This is a genomic window from Methanocorpusculum petauri, from assembly GCF_026891975.1.
GTDB lineage: Archaea > Halobacteriota > Methanomicrobia > Methanomicrobiales > Methanocorpusculaceae > Methanocorpusculum > Methanocorpusculum petauri.
On the sequence record NZ_JAPTGB010000029.1, the window covers coordinates 1 to 16,211 of the forward strand.

Sequence of the window (16,211 nt, forward strand, 5' to 3'; positions counted from 1 at the left end):
GCACTTGCCATTCTTTTTACTCCAGGGGTTTTAATTCAACCTGACCAAAGGTGTCCTCTTTCAGACGGGAAGTACGGGGAACAAAAAGCCGGTCAGCAACGCTTTTATACAGATCGGTTTCCGGACCTTTGATGTGGATGCCGGAACGTTTGATGATGATTGCGTCCTCAGAAGGGCAGGAGTTGACGCAGGCACCACAAAGAATACAGAGATCTTTGTTGACCGCAATATTTGGTTCAATGCTGTCGCGCTTCAGAAACATTGCAGGAATGGGAGTCGGCAGGTAGATGGCACTGCACGGGCAGATGTCAACGCAGGTGGAACAACCGCCGGGGCATTTGTCGGCGTTGAAGATGATTTCTCCTTCAAAAAACTTTTTAATCGTGACAGCCTCGGTCGGACAGACCTGTTCACACCAGGTACAGGTGATGCAGAGGTCCTGATTTATGGTAACGTTTCCGGGTAGTTTGTTTCCGCCGGGTGCGGGAAGCCGCCTGACGGTAATTGCGTTATGGGGGCAGGCATCGGAGCAGACGCGGCAGGCGTTACAAAGGATGTTGTCCCAGACAACTTCACCTGCTGATATCGGATCACAGGCACTGAACGGAATGCGTTCGATATGCAGTGCCGGACAGAGTGTTGCACAGATGCCGCAGACGGTACATTTGTCGGTATCAACCTCAAAGGATATCTCGGTATCAAGCGCATTCTGGCGTTTTTCACCGTCGGGAGAATCCCCTTCATAGATTGGAACGTCGCGGATGATGGCGTTCTGCGGGCAGACATCGCTGCAGGTGGTACAGCAGATGCATTTGCTGTTGTCAATTTCGGCGGTTATGCTATACTGGGGGAAACCGTTCTGCTCCCGGATGGGAAGGCTTGGTTCACCGTCAACTTCCAATTCAAGTGCACCAAACGGGCACATGATGGTACAGACGCCACAGTAAGAGCATTCCGCCGGGTTAACGGAGATGGGTGATCCTCCTTTGACGGCACCGCGAAGAACAGCTCCGACGAGTCCGAGAATGATCGCCTCTTTTGGGCACACCTCGGAACAGACACCACAGCCGCTGCATTTCGTGGTGTTCAACCGAAGATGAGAGACTTTTTTGAGGAGTTTCTGTTCCATAATTACAGTATCTCCTTCGGTTTTTTTGGAGTATTTTGGATACATTGTACTCATTGCCATGTATGAATCCCTCGATTCGCAAAATGATGTCGGGCAAATGCGGTCCGGCCGCTGCCCGTCCGACACCGGGGTATGGAGGTTTGGGCCATACCATTCATCAAAGCCGTTCAGTACACCACTGATTCCGGTTTTTATGACAGGTTATCGTCGGTTATTATTCGTCCAGATAGATATAAATAAATTGCAGTAACTAATTTAAGAAATAAAATATATTAAGTTTACATGTGCTAAGAGGGTTGGCAGAATGCACAAACTAATTACTGTCTGGGAGAAAATAATGGTATATGACGAAAATTCTGGGTGTTTGTGGATCTGCTGCGCCGAAAAGCAGCACGAAGAAACTTATTGAGACGGCACTTGATGCGGCAAAGGCAGCGGGAGCTGAGGTTGAGTTCATCGATGCTGCGAAGATGGATATTCACGGCTGCAAGGGATGTCTTGTCTGTAAAAAGGATCAGGCGAAATTTTGTGTACAGAGAGATGATATGACTCCGCTGTATGAGAAGATCAATGCGGCGGATGCGGTCATTGTTGGTTCCCCCATCTATTTCGGGGAGAATACCGGGCAGATTAAATGCTTCGTTGACCGGATGTACGCGTTTCTCGGTCCGGACGGGTCCAAGATGACGACGGGTAAGAAGGCTGTGGCGGTTATTACCCAGGGTGTGCCGGATCTGAAGACGTATGAGAGTTGTGCAAACATTCTGACGGCAGGGTTCCGGTACTGCGGGGCTGCAATTGAGACGCCGCTGATTGTGGGTGATCTGCACTCAGCAGATGATCTGAAACCGGAGGCAATTGCGGCGGCAAAGGAGCTTGGAAGGAAGCTCGCCGCATAATTTTCTTTTTTACTGTCGTGTAAGTTGTTTGCAGAATGCGTCAGCGGCTGTTTTGCCGAAGTAGATGTGTGTGTAGCCGCCGAGGACGGAGCCGGCACAGATGCCGTCCTGACCGTTCGCGATACCTGTGCCGCGTTGAAGCGAGTAAAGATACCGGATGTCAGAATCCGGGATCGTTCGTGAGTAATGGAACTCGTGACCGCGGAAGTGCATTTCGGAGGGAAAGACGGGTGAGTCCGCGGTTGTTGTTCCGATCACGTAGTTGAGTGCGACAAAGCGTTTTTCCATCACGGCATCTGCGTCCAGGAGTCCGGTCATCGGATGGGTAATACCGTCTGCGGTGGTGATGCTGCGGGACAGCCACATGAGTCCGCCGCATTCGCCAAAGATGGGAAGATCGGTTTCTGCTGCGCGGAGAAGGCCGGGTTTGCATGGTGATGCTGCAAGGGCTTTGGCATGTATTTCGGGGTAACCGCCGCCGAAGTAGTAAGCGTCCGCCTGCGGGAGAGGGTCGGCGATCGGGGAAAAGAAGATCAGTTCTGCTCCGGCAGCGCGCAGATAGTCGAAGTTGTCGCGGTAATAGAAGCAGAAGGCAGCGTCCATGGCAACGGCAATTGTTGTATGCGGGTCTCTGCTGTGGGAGAGACGGGCTGCATCGGGAACGGGGGAGGCGGTTCCTGCGGCAGTAAGGATGGCGTCAAGGTCGCAGTGTTCTTCGATAAATGTTCCGATCAGCTGCATACGGGAGTCTTCTTCGCCCATGAGGAGGCCGAGATGGCGGCTTTCAACGGCAAGGGCGTCGGATCTCGGCATCCAGCCAAGCAGAGGGGTCGTGAGTTCGCCTGTTGTCATGACTTTGTGCCGGTCAGAGCCGCCTTTTGTCATGATGATGCCTGCAAACCGGAGACGCGGGTCATATTCGGTGTAGCCTTTGATGAGGGCGGCAACACTGCGCGACATGCCTTTAATGTCGGCAACAAGGATGATCGGTGCGTCCAGCAGCCGGGCGACGTGTGCGGTGCTGGAGCAGTCCGATCCGTCAACGCCGTCATAAAGCCCCATGACACCTTCGATGACGGCGATGTCTGCGCCTTTGCAGGCGCGGACAAAGCAGTCGCGGACACCGTCGTCTCCCATCATGAACGGATCCAGATTCCGTGATTCCCTGCCACAGACGATGGTGTGGTGGGAGGGATCGATGAAGTCAGGGCCGACTTTGAACGGCTGGACTGTCAGTCCACGGGCGACGAGTGCTGTCATGATGCCCGAGGCGGTGGTGGTTTTTCCGCAGCCGCTGTGTGTTCCGGCAATGACGATGCGCGGAATGTTCATGCGGAGTCCTCCCGGGGAACACCGCAGGCTGCTGCGTAAAGGAGATGCTGATCCGCGGAAAGATTCAGTGCGGCGGCGGCTTCGTTGTCATAGAAGGCACCGATAGCACAGAGGCCGAGTCCGCACTGTTCAGCTGCAAGGTAACAGTTCTGGCAGATGTGGCCGGCGTCAAGGAAGATGTCACGGTAGCCGCGAAGGCCGTATTTCCAGACGGTGCGGTAGGGTGTTGCTACCCAGAGGAAGATGGCCGGGGCACGCAGGACGGCGGGTTGCATCATGCAGGCACGGCCCAGGGCGGCGACGGACGCGGTTCCTGCGGCGGTGAGTTCGAGTGCGTGCTGGCCGGGGTGGTATCGCCATACACCGGTTGCGAGTCCTTCAATCTGCTGGACTGCAAGGTAGGTGTCTATCGGATGCAGGGCGCCCGCTGAGGGGGCGGCCCGGTACATGGGGTTGTTACCGGTTATGCCGGAACATGCCCACAGGAGATAGGAGAGGGTGGCGAGCGGGATCGGGTCGTGAGTGAAGGAGCGGATGGTTCGCCGGGATGCAATTGCGTCGCGGAGGTCCAGCGGCGGGAGGAGAGTGTCGGCGGGATGCGGGAGAGAGATGATCTCCGCGCTATTTTGGGGGGATGTTACGAACTCCGGAGCCGGTATGCCGAGTGTTGCATCGGGTCGCTGATCCGTCGGATACTTTGTCACGTTCAGAAAATTATAGCCTGCGTCTTCCTTCATGATCGGTTACCTTAAATTGTAGTGGTCGGAAATTATTATAATTATATTTTGCTACGGCAAATAAATTGGTGTTTATTCCCATGCATATTATGGAGGGTTTTCTTCCGGGTCCCTGGTGGCAGTTCTGGACGATTGTTGCAGTAATCTGCGTTTTTGCGGGTATTGCGGATTTCACCAGACTGGTACGCAGACGTCCCGAGGCGCTTCCTCTTCTCGGTCTTGCCGGTGCATTTGTGTTTATTCTTTCATCACTTAAAATACCGTCTGTAGGGTCATCGTCGCATCCGACCGGTACGGGGTTCGGGTCGGTGTTGTTCGGGCCTGCGATTACGTCGGTGTTTTGTACGATTGTGCTGGTGTTTCAGGCGCTGTTTCTTGCACACGGTGGTCTTACGACGCTTGGGGCGAATATTGTTGCGATGGGTGTTGCGGGTCCGTTTGTTGCGTGTCTGATGTTCCGGTTTGGTCATCTGGTGACGCCTGAGTTTTCGGTGCGGAGTTTTGCGGTGACGTTGTTTTGTGCGGCGACGGCGGCGGATCTTGCGACGTATGTGATGACGTCGCTGCAGCTGGCTCTCGCGTATCCTGCGGCGGATGGGGGTATTTTTGCAACGTTTGTTGTTTATATTGGGATTTTTGGGATTACACAGGTTCCGCTTGCGATTGTGGAGGGTATTGCGATTGTGCTTCTGATGCGGCTGGTGATTACGCTGAAGCCGGAGATTTTTGTGAGTCTTGGTATTCTGAGTAAGCAGGAGACGAGGTTGCTCGGCGGTGTGCGTGATGCGGAGGCGGGGGTGCTTTCTCTTTCGCGGTGGGTTGTGCCGGGTGTTGTTGTGGTGCTGGTGGTTGCGCTGCTTGCGTTCTGTTTTGCGGTGTACGGGACGCAGCCGGGTACGGATGATATTGTTGCGGGAACGCTTGCGGGGGCGGGGGTTACGCCGTGGTTTGCGGCGGGGGAGTTGTTTTCGGAGGATATGCACGGGCGGCTGTTTGCGTTGCAGGCGGGGGTCGGTGCGGCGGTTGTGGTGGTGTGTCTGTACTGGCTTCGCCGGATGAGGTGCGGGGACGGGCGGTGTGTGCAGCAGAAGCATACGATTTTTGATGAGCATATTCTGGATGATGCGGCGATGTCGAGTCCTTTGCGGTATGTTCCGGCATGGCTGAAGCTGGTGCTGTGCGCGGCGGCGATTGTGATTGCGGTGATGTCGCCGCTGCCGTATGTGCCGCTGTTTGTGGCGGGGGTGATGATGTGTGCGGCGTTTGTTCTGGCGCGGGTGAGCCTGCATTTGTATGGGTCGCTTCTGATGATTCCGGTGATGTTTGCGGGAACGGGGGCGCTGGTGATTCTGCTGATTACGGGCGGCGGGGAGGTGCTGCTGGATATTGCGAGGATTGGGCCGATGCATCTTGCGGTAACGACGGAGTCGGTATCGCTTGCGGTTCTGGTGTTGTCCCGGACGTTCGCCGGTATGTGCAGTTTGTATTTCCTGGCGCTTACAACGCCGATGACGTCGTTGTTTGATGTTTTGCAGCGTCTGCGGTTTCCGCAGGAGTTTGTGGATCTGGCGATGCTGATTTACCGGTATATTTTTGTGTTTATCGGGGAGGCTATCAGTATCCATAATGCACAGGTGATGCGGGGAGGTTATCATTCGTTTCAGAGCTGGATCAGTTCTTTCTCGATGCTGGCGTCGATGTTGTTTATCCGGACCTGGGATCGGGGAGAGGCGATTTTTCTGTCGATGGATTCCCGCTGTTATGACGGGTGTATGGTTCTGCCGGAGGAGGAGAGTCATGCGACACCGCTTGCGGCGGTGTCGGTTGTGGTGTTTCTTTCTGCGGCGGTTGGTCTGCTGATTTGTGAATGGAGATTATTATGAGCGATAATGTTTTGGAATTTGATGATATCTGGTATTCGTATCCGAACCGCCCGCCGTCACTGAGGGGGATTTCGTTTGCGATTGAGCGCGGGAAGAAGGTGGCTGTTGTCGGGCCGAATGGTGCCGGGAAGACGACGCTTCTTTTGATGTGTAATGGGACACTGGTGCCGGAGAGGGGTTGTGTCCGTGTGGACGGGGAGGAAATTGTGTATGACCGGGCGGCTCTCCGGCGGGTGCGGACTGCGGTTGGGCTGGTGTTTCAGAATTCGGATGCACAGGTGTTTGCGCCGAGTGTGTATGCGGATGTGGCGTTTGGTCCGGCGAATCTGCGGCTTTCGGAGGAGGAGATCCGGACGAGGGTTTCGGATGCGCTGTTTGCGGTGGGGCTGACGGGGTATGAGAGGCGGCCGCCGCATCATTTGTCGGGGGGGGAGCGGAAGCGTGTGGCGATTGCAGGGATTCTGGCGATGCGACCGGAGATTCTGGTGGCGGATGAGCCGACAGCGTCGCTGGATCCGGCGACGGCGGTGGAGATTATGGATCTGCTGGATGAGTTGCATGAGGAGGGGACGACGATTGTGTTGTCGACGCATGATGTGGAGCTTGCGTACCGGTGGGCGGATGAGGTGATTCTGCTGGGCGGGGGCGAGCTTTTGCATCAGGGGACGCCGGCGGCGGTGTTTACGGATCGGGATTTGATGCGGGAAGCGCGGCTGACGCCGCCGGTTTTGCTGGATTTGTATCTGGAGTTGTCACGCCGGGGTCTGGTTGCGGGGGCCGTGCCGCCAAAGGGGATTCCGGAGATGACACAGTTAATTGAGGGTGCGCCTGCGACGGGACGGAGTGTTGGGACGGTGTTTCTGGCGGATACGGACAGGCTTACACGGGAGGGGCTTGATGAGTTGTGTGCCGGATGTCCGGAACGGCGGACAGGTGCGATGGGGACGCGGGCGAAGCGGTTCTGTCATGATGCGGGGTATCTGCCGGATTATACATACGGGGTGGTGGATAAGTGTCTGTTGTCGGCGATGAGGGGTGAGGATACGCTGATTCTGACCTGCGGGGGTATGCTGGACCGGGTGGAGCTGCGGGCACGGTTGTTTGCGGAGGAGAGCGGGATTGTGGTACAGGTGGTGCGGGTGTAAATGTGCGGGACGGTATTCTGAGATACGGGAGGATTCGGGGACAGGGATAAAAAAAGAGAGCCGGAAGGGTTAGTCCCGGAAACCCTTTTTTTTGACACAGAAAAAAGATATCACAGACATTTTTTCAGGAAAATGCAGGTGGTAATGGATGGGCAGACTGAAAACAAAACCCCTCACTGAACCTTATACCGCAGCAGCGCCGCAATCCCTCCCAGCCCCACCAGCCGCATCCCCGGCTCAAACTCCGTTGAAAGCACCACAACCCCCGCACCCAGCCGTTCCGCATCCTCAATCATCCGGGCGGTACGGCTCTCCCGAATCTCCGTATCCGCAACCACCACCATCTCCGCCGCACCATAATCAATCGCATCCCTCACCTCCCCCGCACCGTACGCCACCGCACCATTCTGCCCGATCCGCAAAAACACCTCATCCATCACCTGCACCTCCCGTGCCAGCTGCAAATCCTCCGCAACCCGCGCCAGAACTCCGTTCCCAATAGCCTCCTGCACCGCCCCGCACCCCGACCGCCGTGTATCTGCAAGCAGCATCCGCCCCGCAACCTCCGGAGATTTCGTCCGCGCAAACTTCACAAAATCCTCCTTCACAAACCCCGGGCCCGCAACCACAACAGGCCCCGTCACCATCTCAAGCGCCCTCAGCAGCTCCTCAAACAAACGCTGCCGCGAATCAATCTCCGCCGTCTTCCCGCTCCCGATCGTCAGCGTAACGACCCGCTCCGGCCCGTACTGACGAATACGGTACAACTCCGCCTCCCCGTCCTCAACCGCCGCAATATGCACCACTCCATGCACCGACGCCGCAACCGCCCGCTCCAGCCGCTCCAGATCCACCGGCTTCCACTGCCGCACCACACTAATCTCATACCCCGGCTCAATATTCAGCGTATGATGCTGACTCGCATCCGGGCCGAACACAATCACCCCGAACACCCGCAGACGCGCAGCAGCCGGCAGAAACTCCACCTTCTCACACTTCACCCCGATACGTACCGGCCGTTTCTCCAGCTTCTCTGCCCGCAGCTTATCACTTGGACCATCCATCGTCCTGAGCGTCACCGCAAACACCGTATTCCCCCACGAAATCAGATGCGACAAATGCCACAGATCATCCAGACTCTCCGGAATCAGCTTATACTCCCCAAACCCGTCGCGTTTCAGCGGCTCCGCAACCGTCGCCTTCATGACTCCACCAGATCCGACCCGCCCGGCGGCACAAACGCCGCAACCGCCTCGGTATGCAGAACCGCCTTCAGCATCTTCTGATCCGACTCAGGAATCTCCTCCTTCAGCCTCCGCAAAACCTTCTTCGCCACATCATTCCCCTCAAACTCCCCCGGTCGCAGACGAACCGATACCCGACAGCGCGGCTCAACAGCAGACGGCGTCCCCCCCAGAACCGCAAGAGACGGCTCCATCTGCACCCCGATCGCAACCTCCATCGGCACATTCCGGAAAAACGTCCGCTCCCCTCGGATCACAAACGAACCATGCGCAACAAACTCGCCAGACTCCGCCGTCTTACTCACCTGGGACGGTGCAGCAGCAATCACATCACCCGCCGCAGCACCCGACCCCCACAAACGCGAATACGACACCGCGAACTGCACCGCCTCATCCATTCGCTCCGTCTTCCCCTTCACCACAACCACCGACGCACCAAACACATCCGCATGCAGAAACATATCGCCGCCCTCCATATACTTCTTCACCAGCTCCTCATTCTGATCCGCATTCCGTCCCCCGATCACAAGCACCCCGTCCGACGTCTCCATCCACCGGAACCGGTGATACCACTTCGCCTTCATCTTCCCCGGGCCATGACTCTTCGGTTTTACCGGATGCACAACAGCCCGCTCCATCGCCCGAAGCGCCCCCTCCCTCTTCGCACGGAACCTCTTCGCCACCTGATAATACCGCCCCACATTCGCCTCAAGACTCTCATGCACAAAAACCGTCACGTTGTACTTCTCCCCCAGATCCAGCACAACCGACGCATCCGCAGGATTCACCGACACAATCCGCTTCGTCGCAGGAGTATCCGCGCCCTTCAGAACCCGCGCAATATCCTGCCACGACATCTTCGCGGAAGCCTGTGCCAGCACATCAATCGTCTCCTGCACCTCACCGTAATGTGAATAAATGATCTCCGAAATCTCCATAGCCTCGGAAATCTTCCTTTCAAACTTCACCAGTGCCTCCTCCTGCTGCTTACGGATACGTTCCTCCCGCGACAGCTTCACCTTCGCCTCCACAACCGCCTCGGCAACCGGCTTCGGGAACCATGCCTCAAGCGCCGCAGAAAACGTCGGGAAATGCTCCTTCGGCTCCCGCAGAGCTGACGGTAGCGGAAACGCCCCCTTTCCGTCAATCACCGGATCTGACTCGCTCCGCAGCCGGAAAAGATACGAAACCATAGCTTCATAAACAGGCCGGAGCTGCGCCTCCGTCGCAAACCTCGCAGGCATCGACTTCGACACCCCCGAAAGAGCACACACCTCCTCAGACACCGGACCCCCAAGCTGCATCCGCGTTGCAAGCACCCGCACAATATCCGCCTCATCCGTCACAACCTGCTCTGCAAACGCCTCATAGGACAGAAGAGACGGATCCTGCCCTTCCATGGAATACACCGCCCCTCCCACAATATCCCGCTCGCGGAACCGCTTCTGGACGAGCGCATTCTGGATTACATAATTCCCATTAGTAAGAATCAGATTCCCCTCATCAAACAGCTCAATTATCAGCCGGAACTCCTTCGGCCCCTTCCCAATCGTAAAAATCAGCACCCGCTCAATCGTCTTCTGCTCAATCGCAAGAACCTTCCCGCCATCGATGAACTTGCGCAGATACATCGAAAAACCCGACGGATTTTTCGGCGCATCGGGAAGCGAACTCACCAGATGCGCACGGACACCCTTCACAATATACAAAAGATGGCGTGCCTTATCCTCGCCGTTCAGACGGATCCCAAACGCCGCATTATCGTATTGGTATATTTTCCCTATCCAGAGCGGCAGAAGAGAAGACAGCTCCGCCGTCATTGCCGTCACATCCGTCCCGCTCATTCCCGCAAGTGTTGCCATTGATAATACCAAGAATAGATAAGACCTGAGAACTAAAAAAATAAAGCATCTATGTCGCAGCATCGCTGCGGCGACAGATCTTCCCCTCCGGAGAATACCAGATATGCAGGTAGCACGAGTCAAAAAAGAAAAATGCAGCACGGCGGACTGTAACCGCTGCATCCGGTTCTGTCCCGTATCCCGAAAAGATCAGCCGGTGATCTACATCGGGAGAAATAAAAAAGCAACCGTGAACGAAGAGCTTTGCAACGGATGCGCAAAATGTGTCCGCATCTGCCCCGAAAAAGCAATCGAAATGATCACAATTCCCGACCCGGTTGACGAAAACCTGGTCCCCGCAACAGAAGTCCAGCCCGCAGACACCGCCGCAACCCCGGCACCTGCTGCGGACGCTCCGAAACAGACCGCACCTCCCAGAAAAAAGGAAACTCCTGAGGAAAAAGTCGTCCGCAAAAAGGCTGAGCACAGCGAACGTGTCATCAGAACACTTATCGCCTGTGTTCTTGGTATGATTGCCGGTATCGCCTCCTACTTCATTGCAGGAACCCCGAACCCTGAAACCGGCACCCAGGCAGATCCCTTCATCGGCATCCTGATTCTGCTGGTCGCAATTGTTCTGCAGCGAACCATCTTCATCCTCATCAGGATCGACACCGCCAAACTCGGCAAGAAGGACTGGTTCTACCAGGCATTCATGACTTTCGCCATGTGGTATCTTTCCTGGACAATCATTCTGAGCACCTCGCTCCTGGCTGAGTAATACCATGAGGATTGCCATCGTTCACAAAGACCGGTGTCACTCCCGGAAATGCGGACAGGAATGCATAGCCTACTGCCCGCGGGTACGGACCGGAGACGAAACCATTCAGATCGGCGAAAACGGCCGTGCTGAAATCTCCGAAGAACTGTGTGTCGGCTGCGGTATCTGCATCAAAAAATGTCCGTTTGAGGCGCTGGACATCATCCAGCTCCCCGAAGAACTGGACACCCCGGTGCATCGCTACGGACCGAATGCATTCGTCCTCTACGGCCTTCCCCAACCGGTGGCAGGCAAAGTAACCGGTGTCCTCGGCCCGAACGGTATCGGAAAATCAACCGCCGTGAAAATCCTTTCCGGTCAGGTCAAGCCGAACCTCGGGATCTTTGAGCGCGAAGTACCCTGGGAAGAAATTCTCAAATATTATGCGGGTACTGAACTGCTGGACTACCTGCAGCAGGTGGCGAAGAAAACAATCCGCGCCTCCATCAAACCGCAGTACATCGACTTTATCCCCAAAGTGTTCAAAGGAAAGGTAGGGGACCTGCTCAAAGCAAACGACGAACGAAAACAGCTGGATCACCTCATCAGAGAACTGGCCCTGGACACCATTCTCGACAAAGACCTCTCCACGCTTTCCGGAGGAGAACTCCAGCGCGTCGCCCTCACGGTTGCACTGTCCAAAGAAGCTGACTTCTACTTCCTTGACGAGGTCACCCCGTTCCTGGACATTTACCAGAGAATGATCGCGGCAAAACTGATCCGCGAACTGGCAGAGTCGCATCCGGTGATTTTAGTCGAACACGACATTGCCATTCTGGACATGGTTGCAGAAACCGTCCACATTGCCTACGGAAAACCCGCGGCTTTTGGTATTATTACGCGGCCCAAAGGCGTCCGCATCGGCGTGAACCAGTATCTGGAAGGATTCGTCGCAGAAGAAAACGTCCGCATCCGCGACTATCCGGTAGTGTTTGAGACCCGCGGTCACGAAAGCGATGTGGAACGCGAAATCTTAATGGAGATTCCCGCGATGACCAAGACCTTCCCCGGATTCACCTTGAAGGTTACAGGCGGAGAAGTACGGCGCGGCGAGGTTCTGGGTATCGTCGGAGCAAACGGTATTGGAAAATCCACCTTTGCCAAACTGCTTGCAGGCGTTGAAACGCCGGATGACGGCAAAAAGTTCGACACCGTGACGGTCTCCTATAAACCCCAGTATGTAACAGCAACGACCACGGACACCGTGGAGTTCCTGCTGCGGCAGGCAACCCGGCGGTTCGATTCCTCCTACTACCAGCACGAAATCTTAGAGCCGCTCGGCTTAATGCCGCTGTTACAGTCCGAAGTGAATCACCTGTCCGGCGGAGAACTCCAGCGTGTCGCCATTGCCCTGTGCCTGTCGCGGGATGCTGACCTGTATATTCTGGATGAACCGAGTGCCCATCTGGATGTGGAACAGAGGCTCGTGACCACGAAAGTGATCAAGCGTGCGGCAGAGGACAAAGGCGCAGGCATCATGGTGATCGATCATGATATGTACACGATCGATATGATCAGTGAGCGGCTACTGGTCTTCGACGGCGTACCGGGCGCAAACGGTCTTGCCACCGGACCCTTTGAGATGAAGGAAGGAATGAATACATTCCTTGGTCTCCTGGGCATCACCTTCCGTCGCGACAAGACGGGACGTCCGCGGATCAATAAACCGGGTTCGTATCTCGATCGCGAGCAGAAAGCAGCGGGCGAGTACTATTACTACAACCTTGACACGGCGGCTCTTTCCAGCACGGCAAAGGAAGAGGACGAGGGGGAAGAATCGGCAGAATCTGTCTCTGAATAATCTTTTTTTTGAAAAAAATAGACACTTACAGCCCGCTTTTTTCAAGCTCATCGGCAATCTGTGCAAGGAGAATCTTATCCCCCAGTTCCTTCGCAAGAGCCTCAGCCTTCCCGAAATCGACAAGCCCCATCTCCAGATCACCGCAGTCAATCCTCGCCAGCCCTCGGTTCAGATACGCCAGCGCCAGCCAGTGTCCCTCACCCTTCGCCCGGTCGGCATGGACAATAATATACGTCAGATCCTCTGCCGCACGGTCAGCATGACCAAGTTTCCGGCAGATGTCCGCACGGTTGTAGCGGATCGGCACACACCCGGAAAACCGATCAAGTGCCGCCGTATAATCTGCCACCGCCTCAGCATACCGCTCCAGCTCCTGAAACGACGTCCCGCGGTAATAGTAGTAGTTCACATTTTCCGGATTCTCGGCAAGTGCCTTCGTAAACCACCCGGCGCTCTCCACAAAATTCCGGGCAAGATACGCCTGCATCCCTTTCTGAAAAAACTCATCTGCCGTGGTCATAGCATCCCCCGCAAAGACCCGATGCGCATCCCGTACGCATCGATCATCTCCGAAAGTTCAAGCAGCCGCATCCACTCCTCCGGAACAGCCGCGCGTCCGAGGGAAGCTCCCGCAATCTGTCCCGCAACCGACGCGGTCACACTCGAATCCCCGCCGTGATTTGCTGCCGCACGAACCGTATCCGGAAAGCTGCCCTCATGCCGGAGCGCACAGAACACCCCGATTGCAAGCGCCCGCTCTGCCGTCTTTCCGGTACCAAGCTGAGCAACCGCTTCCGTATCCGGAACATCCCCCTCCGCAAGTACAATCGCGTCGGAAAGTTTTGTTGCGGTCTCTGTTCCCCAGGCAAGCCCCCCTGTCTCCTCCAATACTACCGCTGCGGCATCAGGAAGAGCCGTCCCGTCAACCAACAAAGAGATCAACGCCGAAAACGCACCGGCTGCACGGTATCCGTCCGGATGACCATGCGTCAGAGCAGCAATCCTCTCGCCGAGAATCTGCGCTTCCCGGGGTCCTGCAACATATCCCGCCGGCGCCGTACGCATCATCGCATCCGCTGCTCTGCTCGTATTGATCCGCATCTCCACACTTCCCATTGCACCTGAGTGAAGCGCCGCAAGCGTCGTCGCCGCAGGTGCACGGGTAACATACATCTCCGCATGGGCAAGAAGTCCCGTTGAGGCACTCTGGGCCAGACCTCCGTCCTGGGTGTACAGCCACCGCAGATACGACCGATACACCGACTTCACCGGATCAGCTCCGGTTTTTGCCGCATGAATCAGACCCTCCGCAGTAAACAACGTCAGCTGTGTTGCATCCGAAAAACATGCAAACCCTGTATGCGGATTTGGCACAAGACATGCCGGAAGACCGGCAGTTCCGTACTTTCTCTCAATATCATCGAGGCTCGTGAACTTTACCGGATAGCCGAGTGCATCGCCGATCGCCCCGCCAAGCAGCGATCCGGTAACACGAGAAGTACAGGAATTCATACTGAAACTATTTGTCCTGCTCACTATTAGGATTGTCGGGGAAGGGGTCGGCACATCCTCAATAACAATAATTATTTATCGAAAAACGATAAATTGATCTGATGTATATCAAATGTTTATCAGACAGGATCAAAAAATCTCCCCGAGAAGAGGAAAGAGGTTATACAATTGCACAAAAATAGGTAAGCCAATAATGAAGATTCCCCATACCTTCCTGATTGGAGCACTTATTCTCACCCTGCTGTGTGTTGGAGCTGCTGCTCCCGCCGCAGCCGAGGTCACCGGACAGATCTCGGTGACCAGCCTGACCATGGACCCCGAAGTTCTCATGCCGGGCGATACCGCAATCGTGACCGCCGTCATTAAAAACTCCGGAACAACCTCCGTCTCTATTGGTCGCGCGCTGATAATGGGAGTAAACGAAGTGTACTCCTCCGAAGACAAAGCCTACAACAGTGTCGGCATGCTTGGTCCCGGTGACGAGATGACCTTCACCTTCCCGGTTACTTCCCGCGGCGCAGTCGGTACTTTCTACCCGATGCTCTACCTTGACTTCCTCGACGCAGGACTGACCAGCCTCAAGTACACCTTTGCCGTACAGGTTGACGACACCCAGCTCTCGGTCGCCCTGATCGATCAGCCGGACGCATTCGGCCAGAGCCGGAACGAAAAAGTCACCATCCGTGTCGGAAACCCGCGTGCCAACAGTCTGAACGGAATTCAGATCACTGTCACCGGTGACGGTGTCTCCTCAAAACAGACCACCTACTTTGTGGGAAAACTTGATCCCGATCAGTATGTCGATGCAAACCTGACCGTCGTCGTGGATAAACCAACCGATATCTCCTTTGACGTAAGCTACCGTAACGGCCAGAACCTGCACACCAATTCGGTTCAGATTCCTGTCGAACTCGGCGAACGTAAAGTCCGTGCCGAGATGGTCCTGAACAACATCGTGGTTGCCAACAAAGGAACCTATTATCAGGTCACGGGCGACGTCAACAACGCAGGACTTGAAGACGCAAAATCCATCATGGTCACAACCGCCAAAGCAACACCGACCGCACCGATGGAAACCTACGTGGTAGGATCCCTGGAACCGGATGGAATTGCCGAGTTCGATGTGACCTTCACCAATCCTGAATCCAATGTCGTAGACCTTGTGGTCACCTACAAAGATGCAGACGGCAACCCCTACGACACCACCGTTCAGGTGACGCTTCAGGGTGCTGTTGTTTCCGGAAACGGATCCTCTGCAAACGAAGGTTCACCCCTCGGCATCATCGTTGCCGCAGTGATCATTCTTCTGATTGCAGGATGTGCAGCGGTTGCATGGCGGCGCGGACTCCTTGACGACATAAGGAAGAAGTAAACCATGTCCGAGGTTCCGGTTGTTGAACTGGTTGACGTCTATAAGGTCTATCACATGCCTGCAGGCGACGTGCATGCCTTAAACGGTGTCACATTTTCAGTGATGCAGGGCGAGTTTGTGGCCATCATGGGCCCGTCAGGTTCGGGCAAATCCACACTCATGAACATGATTGGATGTCTGGATGTCCCGACAGCAGGGGAAATGTACATCGACGGCCGGAGTGTCAGGGAGATGACCGACGACGAACTGACGATTCACCGCCGCGACCGTATCGGGTTCATCTTCCAGAAGTTCAACTTAATCGGTCTTCTGACCGCATATGAGAACGTCGAATATCCGATGATTCTCAAGTACGGCAAACGTGATGATACCGGCCGGCCTAAAGAACTGCTTGCAAGTGTGGGAATTGATGAAGCAAAAATGATGCACACGCCGTTTGAACTGTCCGGCGGTCAGCAGCAGCGGGTGGCAATCGCACGCGCCCTTGCAAACGATC

At 55.5% G+C, this 16,211-nt stretch carries 14 protein-coding genes; 7 read left to right on the forward strand and 7 right to left on the reverse strand.

Features of this window, described 5'->3' with window-relative positions; genetic code table 11:
* Positions 1-16 precede the first annotated feature (16 nt).
* Positions 17-1,189, reverse strand: a complete 1,173-nt coding sequence (locus O0S10_RS09975; RefSeq protein ID WP_338148570.1) for a 4Fe-4S binding protein — start codon at positions 1,187-1,189, stop codon at positions 17-19.
* Between the two features lie 284 nt (positions 1,190-1,473).
* Between O0S10_RS09975 and O0S10_RS09980 the strand changes: the two genes are divergently transcribed.
* Positions 1,474-2,028 (forward strand): flavodoxin family protein, encoded by a 555-nt coding sequence (locus O0S10_RS09980; RefSeq protein ID WP_268925736.1) that lies wholly within the window; start codon positions 1,474-1,476, stop codon positions 2,026-2,028.
* Positions 2,029-2,037: 9 nt separating this feature from the next.
* Here O0S10_RS09980 and O0S10_RS09985 read toward each other — a convergent pair whose 3' ends face one another.
* Positions 2,038-3,360: a cobyrinic acid a,c-diamide synthase CobB gene (locus O0S10_RS09985; protein ID WP_268925737.1), complete on the reverse strand. Its 1,323-nt coding sequence runs from the start codon at positions 3,358-3,360 to the stop codon at positions 2,038-2,040.
* On the reverse strand, positions 3,357-4,097 hold the full coding sequence (locus O0S10_RS09990) for a SagB/ThcOx family dehydrogenase (protein WP_268925738.1): 741 nt from the start codon (positions 4,095-4,097) through the stop codon (positions 3,357-3,359). The genes O0S10_RS09985 and O0S10_RS09990 overlap by 4 nt, the downstream gene beginning before the upstream one ends.
* An 80-nt stretch (positions 4,098-4,177) precedes the next feature.
* Here O0S10_RS09990 and O0S10_RS10520 point away from each other — a divergent pair, with 80 nt between their 5' ends.
* Positions 4,178-5,980 carry an energy-coupling factor ABC transporter permease gene (locus tag O0S10_RS10520; protein ID WP_338148571.1) on the forward strand — a complete coding sequence of 601 codons (1,803 nt, stop codon included), beginning with the start codon at positions 4,178-4,180 and terminating at the stop codon, positions 5,978-5,980.
* Positions 5,977-7,125, forward strand: coding sequence for an energy-coupling factor ABC transporter ATP-binding protein (locus O0S10_RS10005; RefSeq protein ID WP_268925739.1), 1,149 nt, complete (start codon positions 5,977-5,979; stop codon positions 7,123-7,125). The genes O0S10_RS10520 and O0S10_RS10005 overlap by 4 nt, the downstream gene beginning before the upstream one ends.
* A 173-nt stretch (positions 7,126-7,298) precedes the next feature.
* On the opposite strand, the gene O0S10_RS10010 is transcribed toward O0S10_RS10005, so the two are convergent.
* Both O0S10_RS10010 and rqcH read right to left on the reverse strand, forming a co-directional pair.
* Complete coding sequence (locus tag O0S10_RS10010) at positions 7,299-8,330, reverse strand: mRNA surveillance protein pelota (RefSeq protein WP_268925740.1); 1,032 nt, start codon at positions 8,328-8,330, stop codon at positions 7,299-7,301.
* Positions 8,327-10,243, reverse strand: a complete 1,917-nt coding sequence (gene rqcH, locus O0S10_RS10015) for a ribosome rescue protein RqcH (RefSeq protein WP_268925741.1) — start codon at positions 10,241-10,243, stop codon at positions 8,327-8,329. The genes O0S10_RS10010 and rqcH overlap by 4 nt, the downstream gene beginning before the upstream one ends.
* 91 nt (positions 10,244-10,334) lie before the next feature.
* Between rqcH and O0S10_RS10020 the strand changes: the two genes are divergently transcribed.
* Together O0S10_RS10020 and O0S10_RS10025 are read left to right on the forward strand one after the other, a co-directional pair.
* Entirely contained in the window at positions 10,335-10,991 is a 657-nt protein-coding gene (locus tag O0S10_RS10020; RefSeq protein WP_268925742.1) for an EMC6-like membrane protein, read from the forward strand.
* 4 nt (positions 10,992-10,995) lie between these two features.
* Positions 10,996-12,831: a ribosome biogenesis/translation initiation ATPase RLI gene (locus O0S10_RS10025; protein ID WP_268925743.1), complete on the forward strand. Its 1,836-nt coding sequence runs from the start codon at positions 10,996-10,998 to the stop codon at positions 12,829-12,831.
* 25 nt (positions 12,832-12,856) lie between these two features.
* Here O0S10_RS10025 and O0S10_RS10030 read toward each other — a convergent pair whose 3' ends face one another.
* Entirely contained in the window at positions 12,857-13,351 is a 495-nt protein-coding gene (locus tag O0S10_RS10030) for a tetratricopeptide repeat protein (RefSeq protein ID WP_268925744.1), read from the reverse strand.
* On the reverse strand, positions 13,348-14,343 hold the full coding sequence (locus O0S10_RS10035; RefSeq protein ID WP_268925745.1) for an ADP-ribosylglycohydrolase family protein: 996 nt from the start codon (positions 14,341-14,343) through the stop codon (positions 13,348-13,350). Before O0S10_RS10035 ends, O0S10_RS10030 begins: the two co-directional genes overlap by 4 nt.
* A 193-nt stretch (positions 14,344-14,536) precedes the next feature.
* Here O0S10_RS10035 and O0S10_RS10040 point away from each other — a divergent pair, with 193 nt between their 5' ends.
* Together O0S10_RS10040 and O0S10_RS10045 are read left to right on the forward strand one after the other, a co-directional pair.
* A complete protein-coding gene (locus tag O0S10_RS10040; protein WP_268925746.1) occupies positions 14,537-15,715 on the forward strand; it encodes a COG1361 family protein in 1,179 nt (392 codons plus the stop codon).
* A 3-nt stretch (positions 15,716-15,718) separates the two neighbouring features.
* Positions 15,719-16,211: ABC transporter ATP-binding protein (locus O0S10_RS10045; RefSeq protein ID WP_268925747.1), on the forward strand; the 493-nt coding region annotated here is incomplete at its 3' end.